This is a genomic window from Sorangium sp. So ce834, assembly GCF_051521425.1.
GTDB classification, from domain to species: domain Bacteria; phylum Myxococcota_A; class Polyangia; order Polyangiales; family Polyangiaceae; genus Sorangium; species Sorangium cellulosum_D.
Map to the genome: position 1 here is coordinate 12,403,875 of NZ_CP150351.1, position 14,973 is coordinate 12,418,847.

Annotated in this window: 13 protein-coding genes; 4 read left to right on the forward strand and 9 right to left on the reverse strand. The window is 73.4% G+C overall.

Going from position 1 to position 14,973, the window contains the following annotated elements; translation table 11 throughout:
• Window positions 1–2: 2 nt before the first annotated feature.
• Genes WMF20_RS45635 through WMF20_RS45665 form a run of 7 tightly spaced genes read right to left on the reverse strand, consistent with a single transcriptional unit; the run spans window position 3 to window position 5,554 of the window.
• Complete coding sequence (locus tag WMF20_RS45635; protein ID WP_129580116.1) at window positions 3–344, reverse strand: hydrogenase maturation nickel metallochaperone HypA/HybF; 342 nt, start codon at window positions 342–344, stop codon at window positions 3–5.
• A 4-nt stretch (window positions 345–348) separates the two neighbouring features.
• On the reverse strand, window positions 349–906 hold the full coding sequence (locus tag WMF20_RS45640) for a hydrogenase maturation protease (RefSeq protein ID WP_437608030.1): 558 nt from the start codon (window positions 904–906) through the stop codon (window positions 349–351).
• Window positions 903–2,207 carry a Ni/Fe hydrogenase subunit alpha gene (locus tag WMF20_RS45645; RefSeq protein ID WP_437608031.1) on the reverse strand — a complete coding sequence of 435 codons (1,305 nt, stop codon included), beginning with the start codon at window positions 2,205–2,207 and terminating at the stop codon, window positions 903–905. Before WMF20_RS45645 ends, WMF20_RS45640 begins: the two co-directional genes overlap by 4 nt.
• Complete coding sequence (locus tag WMF20_RS45650) at window positions 2,197–2,973, reverse strand: oxidoreductase (protein WP_437608032.1); 777 nt, start codon at window positions 2,971–2,973, stop codon at window positions 2,197–2,199. Before WMF20_RS45650 ends, WMF20_RS45645 begins: the two co-directional genes overlap by 11 nt.
• A gap of 5 nt (window positions 2,974–2,978) precedes the next feature.
• Window positions 2,979–3,914: an FAD/NAD(P)-binding protein gene (locus WMF20_RS45655; protein WP_437608033.1), complete on the reverse strand. Its 936-nt coding sequence runs from the start codon at window positions 3,912–3,914 to the stop codon at window positions 2,979–2,981.
• A complete protein-coding gene (locus tag WMF20_RS45660) occupies window positions 3,911–4,378 on the reverse strand; it encodes a cyclic nucleotide-binding domain-containing protein (RefSeq protein ID WP_437608034.1) in 468 nt (155 codons plus the stop codon). Before WMF20_RS45660 ends, WMF20_RS45655 begins: the two co-directional genes overlap by 4 nt.
• Window positions 4,379–4,384: 6 nt before the next feature.
• Window positions 4,385–5,554, reverse strand: coding sequence for a 4Fe-4S dicluster domain-containing protein (locus tag WMF20_RS45665; protein WP_437608035.1), 1,170 nt, complete (start codon window positions 5,552–5,554; stop codon window positions 4,385–4,387).
• 218 nt (window positions 5,555–5,772) lie between these two features.
• On the opposite strand from WMF20_RS45665, the gene WMF20_RS45670 reads away from it, so the two are divergent.
• The 3 genes from WMF20_RS45670 to ppsA all read left to right on the forward strand — a co-directional run bounded on the left by WMF20_RS45670 (window position 5,773) and on the right by ppsA (window position 10,661).
• A complete protein-coding gene (locus tag WMF20_RS45670; RefSeq protein WP_437608036.1) occupies window positions 5,773–6,135 on the forward strand; it encodes a FeoA family protein in 363 nt (120 codons plus the stop codon).
• On the forward strand, window positions 6,132–8,189 hold the full coding sequence (feoB, locus tag WMF20_RS45675; RefSeq protein WP_437608037.1) for a ferrous iron transport protein B: 2,058 nt from the start codon (window positions 6,132–6,134) through the stop codon (window positions 8,187–8,189). Before WMF20_RS45670 ends, feoB begins: the two co-directional genes overlap by 4 nt.
• A 141-nt stretch (window positions 8,190–8,330) precedes the next feature.
• A complete protein-coding gene (gene ppsA / locus WMF20_RS45680; RefSeq protein WP_437608038.1) occupies window positions 8,331–10,661 on the forward strand; it encodes a phosphoenolpyruvate synthase in 2,331 nt (776 codons plus the stop codon).
• A gap of 42 nt (window positions 10,662–10,703) precedes the next feature.
• Here ppsA and WMF20_RS45685 read toward each other — a convergent pair whose 3' ends face one another.
• Both WMF20_RS45685 and WMF20_RS45690 read right to left on the reverse strand, forming a co-directional pair.
• The gene (locus tag WMF20_RS45685) at window positions 10,704–11,324 is read right to left on the reverse strand and encodes a pyruvoyl-dependent arginine decarboxylase (protein WP_437608039.1); all 621 of its coding nucleotides are present in this window, start codon (window positions 11,322–11,324) and stop codon (window positions 10,704–10,706) included.
• A 324-nt stretch (window positions 11,325–11,648) separates the two neighbouring features.
• Entirely contained in the window at window positions 11,649–12,629 is a 981-nt protein-coding gene (locus WMF20_RS45690) for an aldo/keto reductase (protein ID WP_437608040.1), read from the reverse strand.
• Window positions 12,630–12,990: 361 nt separating this feature from the next.
• Between WMF20_RS45690 and WMF20_RS45695 the strand changes: the two genes are divergently transcribed.
• Complete coding sequence (locus WMF20_RS45695; RefSeq protein WP_437608041.1) at window positions 12,991–14,901, forward strand: GNAT family N-acetyltransferase; 1,911 nt, start codon at window positions 12,991–12,993, stop codon at window positions 14,899–14,901.
• Window positions 14,902–14,973 lie beyond the last annotated feature (72 nt).

A 14,973-nucleotide genomic window follows, 5' to 3' on the forward strand; every position in this document is an offset into this window, starting at 1 on the left:
GGCTACTCGACCTCCAGCGCGTCAAGCCCGAGCCCCAGGCGCCCGAGGAGCGTCGCCTGGTCGCCGCCGCAGCGCGGGCAGAGCAGCACGTGATGGTCGGGCGCGTACGTGCCGCCGCAGGAGAGGCAGCGCGCCTCGACGCGCAGGAGCCGCAGATCGAGGCGCGCCCCCTCGGCCGGCGTGCCGCGCGCGTGCGCCGCGAAGTGGAGCGAGAGGCTCTCCGGCGAGAGCGCCTCGGCCTCGGCCACCCAGCCGCGCACCGAGAGGACCCGCGTCGCCCCCTCGGCCGCGGCGCGGTCCAGCGCGGCGGAGAGCAGCTGCCTTGCGATGGAGGACTCGTGCACGGGCTCACCCTCCGAGGGACGAGAGGACGCGGGCGACGGCCCGGGGGACCGCCGCGGCCACCTCGGGCGACAGGCCAAGCTCGTCCGACGCTCGGGGCTCCGGGTCGCCTGACGGCGCCCTGCGCCCCGAACCTTTGGCCAACGCTCGGGGCTCCGGGTCGCCTGACGGCGCCCTGCGCCCCGAACCCCGCTGACAGGGTCTGCCGATGCTCACGCCGACGATGCGGATGTCGGGCGACAGACGGTCCGGCGCAGCGAGGCGCGCGAGCTCGATGGCCTGCCCCACGCCGAGGCCGTGCGTCGAGACCGGGACAGGCGCGCCGGCGGCGAGGTCCGAGGGCGAGAGATCGAGCACCTCCCCGGGCGGCGACGCGAGCACGGCGTCGACGATCACCACCGTCGCGGGCGTCTGGAGGAGCGAGACGAGCGCGCTCGCGTCCCTCGCCTCGACGAGCTCCGCGCCGCCCGGCAGGCCCCGGCGGCGCAGCGCCTCGAGCACGGCGAGCCCGGCGGCGTCGTCCCCGGCGGCCCGTTGCCCGAGACCGATGATCCGCGCGGTCATCGCGGCGCCTCCTCGACGCGCAGCGTGAGAAAGTGCGTCGCGCAGGAGATGCAGGGGTCGTGGTTGCGCACGGCCTGCTCGGCGCGCGCGGTCGCCTCGCGGTGCGGCAGCGACGCGAGCGACGGCGACAGCGCGCAGAGGTCCTCCTCGATCGAGCGCTGGTTCTGCGACGTGGGCGGGACGATCTTCGCGTCCAGGATCGTCCCCTCGGCGTCGAGCGTGTAGCGGTGGTACAGGAAGCCGCGCGGCGCCTCGGAGCCGCCGTAGCCCGTGCCCGCCCGGACCGCCGCGGGCGCGACGAACGGCGCCGGCGGGGGCGCGTACGCCTCGATGATCCGGATCGACTCCTCGAACGCCTGCAGGATCTCCACGAGGCGCACGAGCAGGCTCCGGAACGGGTTGCGGCACGGGACGGCGAGCCCGGCCGCCCGCGCCGCGTCCTGGACCTCGGGGAGGAGGCGATCGAAGCTCAGGTTGAAGCGCGCGAGCGGGCCGCACAGGTAGCTGCCGCCGCCGCGAATCCGGGATCTCAGCGCCGTCGACCAGGAGACCTGCTCCTCGATGAAATGCGCGTCGTACGCGCGCACCTCGATGTCGAGCCCGCCCGAGGAGACGAGGCGCCCCTCGGCGATCGCGTACGTGTCGTCGCTGCGGAGCGCGACGAACTCGTAGGGCCGCTCGACCTCCGGGCACGGCAGCGTCGCCATCCAGGCGAGGCACGCGCGCGCGTGCTCCCGCCCGGCGCGCAGCTCGGGGAGCAGGCGCTCGAGCGCCGCGCGGGGCGGCGCGCTGTAGAAGCCGCCGACGCGGGCGCTCACGGGGTGGATCTCCCGGCCCCCGAGGAGCGCGACGATGGCGTTGCCCGCCTTCTTGATGGCGAGGCCCTTCGCGACCCAGTCGCGGTGGTCGCGCGTCATCGCGACCGCGTCCGGGTAGCCGAGGAAATCGGGCGCGTGCAGCAGGAAGACGTGCAGGGCGTGGCTCTCGATCCACTCGCCGCAGTAGAGGAGGCGCCTGAGCGCGCGGAGCTCCGGGCCGAGCTCGATGCCGAGCGCGTCCTCCATCGCGCGGCAGGCGCTCGTGATGTACGCGACCGGGCAGATGCCGCAGATGCGCGACGTGATGTCGGGCGCCTCCGCGTAGCCCCGGCCGCGGAGGAACGCCTCGAAGAACCGCGGGGGCTCGAAGATCGACAGGCGCGCCTCCTTCGCCCGCCCGTCCTCCATCACGAGCGTCAGCGAGCCCTCGCCCTCGACGCGGGCGAGGTAGTCGACCTTGATCGTGCGCGTCTCAGCGCTCATGCCGCTCGCTCTCCGCGCGGAACGCCGGGGCGTTCGCGTTGAAGGTGCGGTGGAGCCGCACGAGGTCGCGCTCCGGCACGCCCGCCGCCTGGAACGCGCGCGAGAGCGACTCCATGTTGGGCGCCTCCATCGGCCCGAAGCAGCCGTAACAGCCGCGCTGGTAGGTCGGGCACAGCGCGCCGCAGCCCGCGTGTGTCACCGGGCCGAGGCAAGGTGTCCCGGTCACCATCACGCACACGTTGCCGCGCATCTTGCACTCGACGCAGACGCTGTGGCTCGCGACGCTGGGCCGGCGCCCGTGGACGAAGGCGCTGATCACCTCCAAGAGCTGGCGCTTGTTCACCGGGCAGCCGCGCAGCTCGAAGTCGACGGGGACGTGGTCGGCGATCGCCGTGGAGGTGGCGAGCGTCTCGATGTACGCGGGCGAGGCGTACACGACCGACAGAAACTCCCGTACATTCGCGAAGTTGCGCAGCGCCTGGATGCCCCCGGCCGTGGCGCAGGCGCCGATCGTGACGAGCGCCTTCGACAGCCGCCGGACCTCGCGGATGCGCTCGGCGTCGGCGGGCGTGGTGATCGACCCCTCGACCAGCGACAGGTCGAACGGCCCCGCGCGCTCGAGGCTCGTGGCCTCCTTGAAGTAGGCGATGTCGATCGCGGCGGCGAGCGACAGGAGCTCGTCCTCCAGGTCGAGGACGCTGAGCTGACAGCCGTCGCACGAGGCGAACTTCCACACGGCGAGCTTCGGCTTCGCGGGGCGCGCCATGGCGCTCACAGCTCCCGGACCGCGAGCAGCGGTCCCACGCGGTCGTAGCGGAGCACGGGGCCGTCCTTGCAGACGAAGCTCGGCCCGAGCTGGCAGCGGCCGCAGATCCCCACCGCGCACTTCATGTTCCGCTCCAGCGAGGCGTAGACGCGCTCGCCGGGGACGCCGCGGCGCTCGAGCTCGCGCGCCGTGAAGCGCATCATCACCTCCGGTCCGCAGACGAACGCGACCGCGCGGCCCGGATCGAAGTCGGCGAGCCGCAGGAGGGCCGGCACGACCCCGACGTGCCCGCTCCACCCGGCCGCCGCGCGGTCCACGGTCACGAGCACCTGCAGGTCGGCGCGGCGGCTCCAGCGCTCGAGCTCGCTGCGGTAGAGCAGGTCCTCGGGCTCGCGGGCGCCGTAGAGCAGCGCGACGCGACCGTAGGCGTCGCGGTGCCGGAGGATGTGGCAGAGCGCGGGGCGCAGCGGCGCCACCCCGAGCCCGCCGGCGAGGAGCAGCACGTCCGCGCCGCGCGCCTCGTCGACCGGCCACGGGCTGCCGAACGGGCCGCGCAGCCCGAGCGCCATGCCCGAGCGGAGGCGCCCGAGCGCGCGCGTGACCGAGCCCACCTCGCGGATCGTGTGCAGGAGCCGATCGGGCCGCGCGGGATCCCCGCTGATCGAGATCGCGACCTCGCCGACCCCGAAGGCGTAGAGCATGTTGAACTGGCCGGGCGCGAACGCGAGGCCGCCCGGCCGGCCCGGCACCTCGATGGTCGCCGTGAAGGTCGTCTCCGTCTCGCGGTGGACGCGCCGCAGGCGCGCGGGCTCCGGGGTGAAGGGGTTTGGGGCGGAGGGCGCCGCCAGGCGACCCGCAGCCCCAAGCGGCGAGCCGGAGCTCCTCCGGAGCCCGGCGTCCGGCGCGAAGGGCAGCGGGGCCTCCCGCGGCACGAAGGTCATGGCTCGGCCCGGTAGACGTCGAGCCGCTGCAGCCGCACGCGCTCCAGGCGCGCGTAGAGCTGCCGCAGCAGGCGCAGGGACACGGCGTACCCGAGCGCCGGATCGGCGTCCGAGCACGCGCGCACGTGCGCCGCGTCGAGCCCGACCGCGCGGACCTGCGTGACCGCCCGCGCGTCGAGCACCCATCGCCGCGGCGGGAAGAGCCAGTGCAGGCCCAGGATGTCCCCACCCAACAGGCTCTCGACCTGCACCGGGCCGCGCCCGGGGCGGTGGATCTCGAGCGCCACGCGCCCCTCTGTGAGCAGGTACAGCGTGTCCGCCTCGCCTCCCTCGCGGAGGAGGAACGCCCCCTCCGGGAAGCTCCGCGCAGACGCGCACTCGGCCAGGCACGCGAGGTGCGCGGCCGGGAGGCCCTCGAGGAACGGGTGAGCCCCGAGGACGGGGAGGAGCTCCTGCGCCTGCATCCTCGCCTACCCCTTCCCTGCGGCGACAGCGCCGTCTCCGGCGCGGATGGCCGCCGCCTCCTCGGTGATGTCGATCCCGACAGGGCACCACGTGATGCACCGGCCGCAGCCGACGCAGCCGGACGTGCCGAACTGATCGATCCACGTGGCCAGCTTGTGCGTGAGCCACTGCCGGTAGCGAGCCCGGAGCGAGGCGCGGACGCTGCCGCCGTGCAGGTACGAGTGGTCGAGGGAGAAGCACGAGTCCCAGCGCCGGAAGCGCTCGGCCACGTCCCTGTCCTCATCGACCGCGAGGTCCGCCACGTCCTCGACCGTGCTGCAGAAGCACGTCGGGCACGCGAGCGTGCAGTTGGTGCATCCGAGGCAGCGCTCGGCCACGTCGTCCCAGCGAGGGTGCTCGAGGTTTCGATAGAAGAGCTCCTTGATGCCGTCCGTCTCCAGCTTTCTGCCCATCTGGGTCGCCGTGCGGCGCGAGACCTCGAAGGCCGCCCGGGCGTCGTCCTCGCCGGCGCGGGGCGCGCCCACGCGAGCGAGCAAGGAGGCGCCGGCGTCGCTGCCAACCTCGACGAAGAAGCGGTGGCCACCGTCGAGGAGCTCGGTCAGCGCGAGGTCGAAGCCACGCTCGGCGCGCGGCCCCGTCCGCATCGACACGCAGAAGCACGTCCCGCCCGCCTGCCCGCACTGCACCGCGACGACGAAGAGGCTCCTGCGGCGCGCCACGTAGTCGGGATCCGGATGCGGGCCGTCGACGAAGACGCGGTCCTGCACGTCGACCGCGGCGAGATCACACGCCCGCGCGCCGAGGACGGCGAGGCGCGGAGGGGCCTCGGGCTCGTCGGTCCGGGAGATGGATCCGCCGCGCCGCCGGAGCTGCACCAGGCGGAGCCGGGGCACGAACAGGAGGTGCTTGAGCGACCGCGGCCCGACCGCGTAGCCGAACAGGGCCTCGTCCGCGCGCCTGGAGAGCCGGTAACGGCCGGCCTCCTGCTGCTCGGTCCAGCCGGCCGGGAGCTCCTCCGCGCCCTGGATCTCGTCGTACACGATGGCCCCGCCGCGGCGCGTGGGGCCGATGAGCCGGTAGCCCTCCTCGCGCAGGCACTGCAGGAGCGCCGCGATCCCCGGCCGACCGAGCACCGCGCGATCGCCAGGTTGAAAGCCGGTCTCTGCGCCGCTCATGCGGGGGCGGCGAGCACGGTCCGTGCCGCCGGATTCGAGCCGCAGACGACCAGCGGCGCGCGCTCCAGGCCGCTCCCCCTCCGACGCTCGTCCGGCGTCGCGAGGCGCCCCGCGCGCCGCAGCGTGCGCCAGCGCCGCACAGAGCTGCCGGCCAGGAGCTGGCACGGTTGATGATTTATGAAAATGATTTACACTTTCAGCACTGAGATCGGAACAAGATGCCCGGCATTTCCTCTCCTGTTCTCCTCGACCCGATTCCCCTCGACCCGAGCTCCGCGACGCTGCGCCCGATGGGCGTGGGCGCCCCGCACCTCGACGCGCACGGCGCTCCAGCCACGGGCCCGCTCGCGGAGGTGCGCGCCGGTGAGCGGGCGGTCGTGGTCGAGGTCGGCCTCGACGCCGATCTCGCCGGATGGCTCGGAGCCATGGGGCTCGGCCCCGGCCAGACGCTCACGTTGATCCGGCGCGCGGCGTTCGGCGGCCCCCTCCATGTGCGCACCGGCTCCGGCGGCGAGCTCGCGATCAACGCGGGGCTCGCGCGCTCCATCCTGGTCGCGCCCCTGCCGAATCGGATCCCATGACGGCCGCGGCCTCCGAGGTGCGCGCGGCGCGCCATCCGGCGGCGGCCGAGCGGCCGCTCGTCGCGCTGCTCGGGCGACCGAACTCGGGCAAATCGTCGCTGTTCAACCGGCTGACCGGCGGCAGCGCCCACGTCGGCAACTTCCCCGGCATCACGGTCGACATCCTCACCGCCGACGTCCGCCTCGCCGGCGGAAAGGTCGCGACGATCGCGGATCTCCCCGGGCTCTACTCGATCGAGTCCGTCGTCGACCCCGCGACGGACGAGGGCGTCGCGCGCCGCTTCCTCGACCGCACCGGCGAGGGCGGGCGCCCGCGCCTCGTCGTCCAGGTGCTGGACGCCACGCAGCTCGCGCTCGGCCTGCGGCTCACGCGCGAGCTCGTGCGCCGCGGGCTCGCGCCGCTCCTCGTCGCCACCCAGCGCGACGTGCTCGAGGCCGAGGGGCGCGGGATCGATCTCGGCGCCCTCGAGCGCGCCATCGGCCTGCCCGTGCTGCTCGTGAGCGCGAGGGATCCGGCCGCGCGCGGCGCGGTGCTCGACGCGATCGCCGCGCGGCTCGACGCGATCGCCGCGCAGCTCGACGCGGGCGCCGCGCGGCGCGACGCGGGCGCCGCGCGGCTCGACGCGATCGCCGCGCAGCTCGACGCGGGCGCCGCGCGGCGCGACGCGGGCGCCGCAGAGGCGCCCGGCGCCGCGGCGTGGGACCCGGACGTGGTCGCGCGCGCCGCGTACGTCGAGGCGGCGCGCCGCGACGCCGCCGCGGAGCGGAGGAGGACGTTCACGGCGCGCGCGGACGCCGTGCTGCTCCATCCGGCGGCCGGTCCGGTCCTGTTCCTCGGGCTGATGGCGCTGCTCTTCGCCGCGGTGTTCCTCGTGGCCACGCCGGCCACCGAGGCGCTCGACGCCGCCATCGGCCAGCTCGGCGGGCTCGTGTCCCGCGCCCTCGGCGGGGGGCTCGCCGCCTCGTTCGTCGTCGACGGCCTGCTCGGCGGCGCGGGCACGGTGCTCGCCTTCATGCCGCAGATCGTGATCCTCACGGTCGCGATGGAGCTGCTCGAGGCGAGCGGCTACCTCGCGCGCGGCGCCTTCCTCGTCGACCGCCTGCTCCAGCTGATGGGGCTGAGCGGCCGCGCGTTCCTCCCGCTCCTGATGGGGCACGCGTGCGCGGTGCCCGCCGTGCACGCGACGCGCATCCTCCGCGATCCGCGCGAGCGGCTCACGGCCATCCTGGTCCTCCCGCTCATGGCGTGCTCGGCGCGGATCCCCACCTATGCGCTCCTCCTGACGACGTTCTTCGCCGCCCACGGCCCGTGGGTGCAGGCGCTGCTCTTCGTCGCGCTCTACGTCGCCGGCATCTTCTCGGGGCTCGTCGCCTCGCTCGTGCTCCGGCGCACGGCGACCCGCGGGCGCTCGCTCCCGATGGTGCTCGAGATGCCGGCGTACCGCAGCCCCGAGGTGCGCGTCGTGGCCCGCAAGGCGTCCCAGGCGGCGTGGCGGTTCACGCGCGAGGTCGGGACCGTGATCCTGGCCGTCTCGGCCGTGCTGTGGGTGCTGCTGAAGGTCCCCATGCCGGGCGCCGCGCCGCCGGAGCCGCCCGCGACCGCGGCGGCCGCGGCCGAGACCGCGGCGACGCCGCTCGAGTCGAGCATCGCCGGCGGCGTGGGGCGCGCGCTCGAGCCCGTGACCGCGCCGCTCGGCTTCGACTGGCGCATCAACGTCGGCCTCATCGGCTCGTTCGGCGCGCGCGAGGTCATGGTCGGGACGATGGGCGTCATCTTCGGCATCGAGGACGCCGCGGACGAGCCCGCGCCGCTCGCCGAGCGGATCCGCGAGGCGAGGCGCCCGGACGGGACGCTCGCGTACTCGACGCGCACCGGGCTCGCGCTGCTCGCGTTCTTCGTCCTGGCCTGCCAGTGCATGAGCACCGTGGCGGCGATCCGCCGCGAGACGAAGACCTGGCGCTGGCCGGCGTTCGTCCTCGCCTACAGCTACGCGGCGGCGTACGTCGCGGCGCTCGTCGTCTATCAAGGGAGCGGGCTGCTCGGGATCCCGTGAGCCATCGCGAGATGGCGGCGCCGGGTCTGGATGTTGCTCCAGCACCGGAGGCCCGAGCTCCGACGCACGCGCGGAGGCTCGAGCGAGCCGCCGGCGCCGCAGCGCCGAGCGGATTCATCCTGATCTCGACGAGGAGACACGGTGACCGCGCACGTCCTCTGGTTCGATTCGCTGTCCCGCAACGATGTCGCGTCCGCCGGAGGAAAAGGCGGCAACCTCGGAGAGCTCACGCGCGCCGGCCTGCCCGTGCCGCCGGGGTTCGTCATCACCGCCGACGCGTACCTCGCGGCGATGGAGGCCGTGGGGGTGCGAAAGCAGCTCTTCGGGCTCTTCAACGCCGCCGATCCGAACGACCCGGCGGGGCTGCGCGCGGCCTGCGCCGAGCTGCGGCGGCTCGTCCGGGCGGCGCCGCTCCCGGCCGAGCTCCAGGCGGAGATCGTCGGCGCCTACCGGAAGCTGGGGCCCGGCGCCGTCGTGGCCGTCCGGTCGTCCGCCACCTCGGAGGACTCGGCCTCGACCTCGTTCGCCGGCATGCACGAGACGTACACCGACGTGACCGGCGAGCAGGCGCTGCTCGATCGCGTGCGCGACTGCTGGGCCTCCGCCTTCGGCGAGCGCGTGGTCAGCTACCGGAAGTCCCAGCGCCTCGCCGAGGAGCCCGCCCTGGCGGTCGTCGTGCAGCGCATGGTGAGCTCCGAGCGCTCCGGCGTCATCTTCACCGCGGATCCCTCGACGAAGGACACCTCGCGCCTCGTCGTCGAGGCGGCGTTCGGCCTCGGCGAGGTCGTGGTCGGCGGGCAGGTCGAGCCGGACACGTACACGGTCGCGAAGCGCGGGCCGCGGCTCCTGGAGGCCCGCGTCGGACACAAGGCGTTCAAGCTGGTGCGCGCGCCGGACGGCGGCGGAGAGCAGCGCGTGGACCTGCCGGAGGACGAGGGCGCGCGGCGCGTGCTCGAGGACGACGAGGTGCTCGAGCTCGCGCGCCTCGCGCTGCGGGTCGAGGAGCATTACGGCGCTCCGCAGGACATCGAGTGGGCCGTCGAGGACGGGGCGACGTACCTGGTGCAGACCCGTCCGATCACCACGCTGGGCGCGCCTCACCCCGCCCCCGGCGAGGTCCTCGTCGCGGGCCTCGGCGCGTCCCCGGGCACGGCGTCCGGCGTGGTGCGCGTGCTCCGCGCGCCGCAGGAGGGGCAGCGGCTCGAGGCCGGCGAGGTCCTCGTGGCGCCCATGACGTCACCCGACTGGGTGCCCACCATCCGCCGCGCCGCGGCCCTCGTGACGGACAGCGGCGGGATGACCTGCCACGCCGCGATCGTCAGCCGCGAGCTCCGCATCCCCTGTGTCGTGGGCACGCGCTCCGCCACGCGGACGCTGCGGGACGGCGAGCTCGTCACGGTCGACGGCGCGCACGGCAAGGTCCTCGAAGGGCAACGGGCCGCCGCGGAGGCGCCCGGGGCCGCTCCGGGCGGGGCGCCCGCGGCCGCGGGGGTCGAGCCCGCTGCGAAGGCCGCGGCGCCGGCCGAGCGCGCGCCGGCCGCCGCCTTCGCGCGCGCGGCTCCGGCGGCCGTCCTCGGCACGCGGCTCTACGTGAACATGGCGATCGCCGAGCGCGCCGAGGAGGTGGCCGCGCTGCCCGTGGACGGCGTGGGGCTGCTCCGGGCCGAGTTCATGCTGCTCGACGCGCTCGGCGGCGTGCACCCGAAGGCGTTGATCGCGTCCGGCGGCCGCGACGAGTTCGTGGCGCGGATGTCGGCCGCGCTGCTCCGCATCACCCGCGCCTTCCAGCCCCGTCCGGTCATCTACCGGACGTACGATTTTCGCACCAACGAGTTCCGCGGGCTCAAGGGGGGTGAGCAATACGAGCCCGCCGAGGACAACCCGATGATCGGGTATCGCGGCTGCTACCGGTATGTCCGCGATCCGGAGCTGTTCGCGCTCGAGCTCGAGGTGCTCGCCCACGTCCGCGAGGAGACGCCGAACCTGCATGTCATGATCCCGTTCGTCCGCACGCGCTGGGAGCTCGCGGCCTGCCTGGAGCGCATCGACCGGAGCCCGCTCGGCCGCCAGCGCGGGCTGCACCGGTGGGTCATGGCCGAGGTGCCCTCCGCCGCGTTCTGGATCCCGGAGTACGCGCGCATGGGCATCGACGGCGTCTCGATCGGCTCGAACGATCTGACCCAGCTCATGCTGGGGGTGGACCGCGACTCCGCGCTGTGCGCCGAGCTGTTCGACGAGTCCGACGCTGCGGTGCTCGACGCCATCGGGCGGATCATCGAGGCGTGCGGGGCGGCCGGGATCACCTCCTCGTTCTGCGGGCAGGCGCCGTCGAACCGCCCCGAGTTCGCCGAGCACCTGGTGCGGCTCGGCATCACGTCCATCTCGGTGAACCCGGACGCCGAGCCCGCGGCGCGCCAGGTCATCGCGGCGGCCGAGCGGCGGCTCTTGCTCGAGGCGGCGCGGCGGCCGTGACGGCGGCTGCGAGGCCAGCTCGCTGGCGATGAGCCCTGTTCGCTACCCACCCCCTCGACACCGCGCCTTCTCCGCGGCGCGCAGCGCCGCGCGCTGCGGCTCGGTCAGCTGCGGGAACGAATAGGTGAGCCAGCACAGCGCAGCGATCGCAGTCCCGTGCTTGTTCTGCACCTCGCGCGAGGCGATCGCCGGCAGGTCGACCTCGAGGTCGACCTGCGCGGCGTCGTAGCGCCGCAGGGCGATGCCCTCCAGCTCGTGACGCAGGGTGCGCGCGGCCGTGGCGGCGTCGCCGTGCCCCTCGTACTCGGCGGCGAACCCGCCGAGACAGGCGCCGGTCCGCCGATCGCGGACGCGGACGCGGCCCAGCCCCGCCGTGACGGTCTCGCCGGTCCTCCCGTTCATGGAGGCCAGGATCACCTCCATCACCGCGCCGTGCCGGAAATGGGGCTTTGCGACGTCGAGGGAGATCTCGTACGCCTCCGGCGGGATCACCGAGCTGCAGACGACGATGTTGAAGTTCTCGATCCCGGCCATGGCCAGGGCCAGATCAAACGACCCTGTGTGCCATGGATCGAGCCCACCACCGTAGTCCGTGTCGCCGTATCCCGAGGTGACGAAGTAGGCCAGCGGCACGCGGGTGAGGTAATTCGGTTCTTGTTGCATCGGAGCTCGCCTCCGAGACATCCAGGGTTCCGCGCCGCACGTCTCGGCGTTCGTGCGCCAGCGCCGTGGTGCCCCCGGGCCCGCGCCCCCGGCAGCATGAGATGCCGGCGCTGCCCCAGCGTCTCCGCCGCTCGCGAGGACCACGGCGACGGACTCGCGCCGTCCGGGCGGTCCGACGCGATGCTGGAGCGCTGGCTGGGCGCGCGGGAGCGGTCAAGATGGCGCGAGCCCCCTCATCGCAGGAGCGCCTCATGACCGCAGCGGAGTTACCTGTCCCCCTCGCGACGAACGAGGAAGCGATGGCGACGAGGGTGGAACGGGTCCTCACTGGTACCCGACGATCCGGTGGGGCACGTAGGGCTCCTCGAGGGAGGCGACCTCCTCGGCGCTCAGCTTGACCGACAGCGCGGCCACGGCGTCGTCCAGGTGAGAGCTTCTGGTCGCGCCGACGATCGGCGCCGTGACGGGGGCCTTCTGGAGAAGCCAGGCCAGGCCGATCTGCGCCCGGGGGACACCGCGGCGGGCGGCAAGGTCGGCCAGCCGCTCGACGATGGGTCGGTCGGCATCGGCGGACGCGTCGTACTTCTGGTGGAGCACCTGGTCGCTCTGTTCTCGGGCGGTCGTCTCGCTCCAGTCGCGGGTCAGCCGTCCGCCCGCGAGGGGGCTGTAGGGGATGACGCCGATCCCCTCCTCCTGGCACAGGGGCAGCATCTCCCGTTCCTCCTCCCGGTAGATCAGGTTGAGGTGGTTCTGCATCGAGACGAACCGGGTCCAGCCGTGGCGGTCGGCGATGTTCAGCGCCTTGAGAAACTGGTAGGCCCGCATGGCCGAGGCGCCGAGATAGCGGACCTTGCCGGCCCTCACGACGTCGTGGAGGGCTTCCATGGTCTCTTCGATGGGTGTACCGTAGTCCCAGCGGTGGATCTGGTAGAGATCGATGTAATCGGTCCGGAGCCGCTTGAGGCTCTTGTCCACCTCGCTGAGGATGGCCTTGCGGGACAGGCCGGCGCCGTTAGGGCCTTCGTGCATCCGGCCGTGGACCTTGGTGGCCAGTACGATCTGGTCACGTTGGGCCAGGTCCTTCAGGGCCCGACCGACAAATTCCTCGCTGGTGCCGGCGCTGTAGACGTTGGCAGTGTCGAAGAAGTTGATCCCTAGGTCGAGGGCCTGGCGGATCACCTTCCGGGATTCTTCTTCGCTGAGGACCCATTGGTGGAATCCCGGCTGGGGAACGCCGAAACCCATGCAGCCCAAGCAGATCCTCGATACGTCCAGTCCGGTCCGACCCAGCTTTGCGTACTCCATAGGAATTCTCCTCAGGGCAGTCTACCACCGTTCGGAACGAGCGCTTCCAGCCCTGCCAAGGGGCGGCGGTGAAGGTGACCACACCTGGCGACCGCGGTGCTCTTCTCGCCGAGCCTCCCTGGTTCGGCGGCGGCCTGAGCCGCGGCGCGCAGTCCCGCCGGGCGAACGGCTTGCGCGCGCCCGCAGCCGCTGCAGGCGCGCGCTCGGGGCGGCGAGGGTCGGATCCCGCCGGCGTGGCGCAGGCTGCGCACTGGCTCAGGGCTTATCGCCCAGCCGCGATGAAGAGGGCGCCGCGCGCGCCGAGCTCCGGCCGGTGGTCCGCTTCTTGCCGAAGCCCGCGGAGCACGGGAGAAGGCACATCATGCAGCAGACGGTCACGGACTGGCAAACGCGCTTCGCCGACAAGATCACGACCGCCGAGCAGGCCATCCGCGCGATCCCGCGGGGGCGCCGCATCCTCGTCGGCTCGGGCGCCGCGGAGCCGAGCGATCTCGTGAACGCGATGGTCGAGTCCGGCGGCCACCTCGCCGACAACGAGATCGTCCACCTGATGACCGAGGGCCCCGCGCCGTACGTCCGCCCCGGCCTCGAGCGGCGCTTCCGTCACACGGCGTTCTTCATCGGCCAGAACGTCCGCGAGGCGATCCACGAGGGGCGCGCCGACTTCATGCCGGTCTTCCTCTCCGATATCCCGGATCTGATCCTGTCGCGCCGGGTGCGCATCGACGTGGCCCTCATCCAGGTGAGCCCCCCGGACGCCCACGGCTTCGTCAGCCTCGGCGTCTCCGTCGATATCGTCCGCGCCGCCGTCGACGCGGCCGATCTCATCCTCGCCGAGGTCAATCCGCGGATGCCCCGCACCCACGGAGACTCGTTCTTGCACGTGGACCGGATCACCCACCTCGTCCCGGTCGACCGCGAGCTCCCCGAGCGCGAGGCCGAGCCGCTCGACGAGATCGACCGCGCGATCGGCCGCCACGTGGCGTCGCTCGTGCCCGACGGCGCCACGCTCCAGACGGGCATCGGCAAGATCCCGAACGCCGCCCTCGCCGCGCTCGAGGGCCGGAGCGACCTCGGCGTCCACACCGAGATGCTCTCCGACGGCGTGATGGATCTCGTCCGGCGCGGCGTGATCACGAACCGCAGAAAGACCCTCCTGCCAGGCAAGCTCGTGACCTCGTTCCTCCTCGGGAGCCGCGCCCTCTACGCGTGGGCCCACGACAACCCCATGATCGAGATGCGCGGGTCCGCCTTCACCAACGATCCGCTGACGATCGCCAGGAACGACAGGATGATCGCCATCAACGCGGCGCTCGCGGTCGACCTGACCGGCCAGGTCGCCGCCGACACGCTGCTGGGCCGCTTCTTCTCCGGCATCGGGGGCCAGGTCGACTTCATCCGGGGCGCCGCGCGGAGCCGCGGCGGCAAGCCGATCATCGCGCTCCGGTCCACCGCGAAGGACGGCAAGATCAGCCGGATCCAGCCGGCGTTCGAGCAGGGCGCCGGCATCGTGACGAGCCGCGGGGACGTGCACTACGTGGTGACGGAGCACGGCGTCGCCGATCTCTGGGGCCGGAACATCCGGCAGCGCGCGCTCGCGCTCATCGAGATCGCCCACCCCGACCACCGCGCCGACCTCCTCGCCGCGGCCAAGCAGCGCCGCTACGTGTTCGTCGATCAGGTCATCTCGCGCGCGGATTACCCCTGGCAGGAGACGCGCGCCGCGCGCCTGCCGTCGGGCGACGAGCTGCTCTGCCGGCCGGTCCGGCTCTCCGATGAGGCCGCGCTCCAGGACCTCTTCTATCGCCTCTCGGACGAGAGCACCTACCGCCGCTTCATGAGCCACAAGCGGGAGCACCCTCACGAGGAGATGCAGCAGCTCGTGAACCTCGATTACGATCAGAACATGGCCATCGTGGCCTGCGCCGGCCCGGAGCACGAGACCATCGTCGGGATGGCCCGGTACGACGTCGATCCGAAGAACAACCTGGCCGACGTCGCCTTCGTCGTCCGCGACGAGTGGCAGGGCAAGGGGGTCGGCACCCTGCTCATGCGGCGGATGGCGGAGATCGCGAGAGCCCGGGGGATCTCGGGTTTCGAGGCGGACGTCCTGCTCACCAACAAGGCGATGATGCGGGTGCTCGAGGAGAGCGGCCTGCGCCTCTGCCTCGATCTCCAGGCCGGCGTTTACCACGTCACCGCCCACTTCGAGGCGATCGCCGCCGGCGCGCCGGCGGCCGGCCCGAGCAGCGCCGGACCGCGCCACGCGTGACTCGCGCGGTCCGAGCGGCGGGCAGCCGCGCGCCGCCGCCTGGTGCGCAGCGGATCGCGGCGGGGCCTGCGG

What these genes read in the sequence shown, in the direction of transcription:
- WMF20_RS45640 (WP_437608030.1), bottom strand. Translation starts at nt 906, where the DNA reads ATGACCGCGCGGATCATCGGTCTCGGGCAACGGGCCGCCGGGGACGAC.
- WMF20_RS45645 (WP_437608031.1), bottom strand. Translation starts at nt 2,207, where the DNA reads ATGAGCGCTGAGACGCGCACGATCAAGGTCGACTACCTCGCCCGCGTC.
- WMF20_RS45650 (WP_437608032.1), bottom strand. Translation starts at nt 2,973, where the DNA reads ATGGCGCGCCCCGCGAAGCCGAAGCTCGCCGTGTGGAAGTTCGCCTCG.
- WMF20_RS45655 (WP_437608033.1), bottom strand. Translation starts at nt 3,914, where the DNA reads ATGACCTTCGTGCCGCGGGAGGCCCCGCTGCCCTTCGCGCCGGACGCC.
- WMF20_RS45660 (WP_437608034.1), bottom strand. Translation starts at nt 4,378, where the DNA reads ATGCAGGCGCAGGAGCTCCTCCCCGTCCTCGGGGCTCACCCGTTCCTC.
- WMF20_RS45665 (WP_437608035.1), bottom strand. Translation starts at nt 5,554, where the DNA reads ATGAGCGGCGCAGAGACCGGCTTTCAACCTGGCGATCGCGCGGTGCTC.
- WMF20_RS45670 (WP_437608036.1), top strand. Translation starts at nt 5,773, where the DNA reads ATGCCCGGCATTTCCTCTCCTGTTCTCCTCGACCCGATTCCCCTCGAC.
- feoB (WP_437608037.1), top strand. Translation starts at nt 6,132, where the DNA reads ATGACGGCCGCGGCCTCCGAGGTGCGCGCGGCGCGCCATCCGGCGGCG.
- WMF20_RS45685 (WP_437608039.1), bottom strand. Translation starts at nt 11,324, where the DNA reads ATGCAACAAGAACCGAATTACCTCACCCGCGTGCCGCTGGCCTACTTC.
- WMF20_RS45690 (WP_437608040.1), bottom strand. Translation starts at nt 12,629, where the DNA reads ATGGAGTACGCAAAGCTGGGTCGGACCGGACTGGACGTATCGAGGATC.
- WMF20_RS45695 (WP_437608041.1), top strand. Translation starts at nt 12,991, where the DNA reads ATGCAGCAGACGGTCACGGACTGGCAAACGCGCTTCGCCGACAAGATC.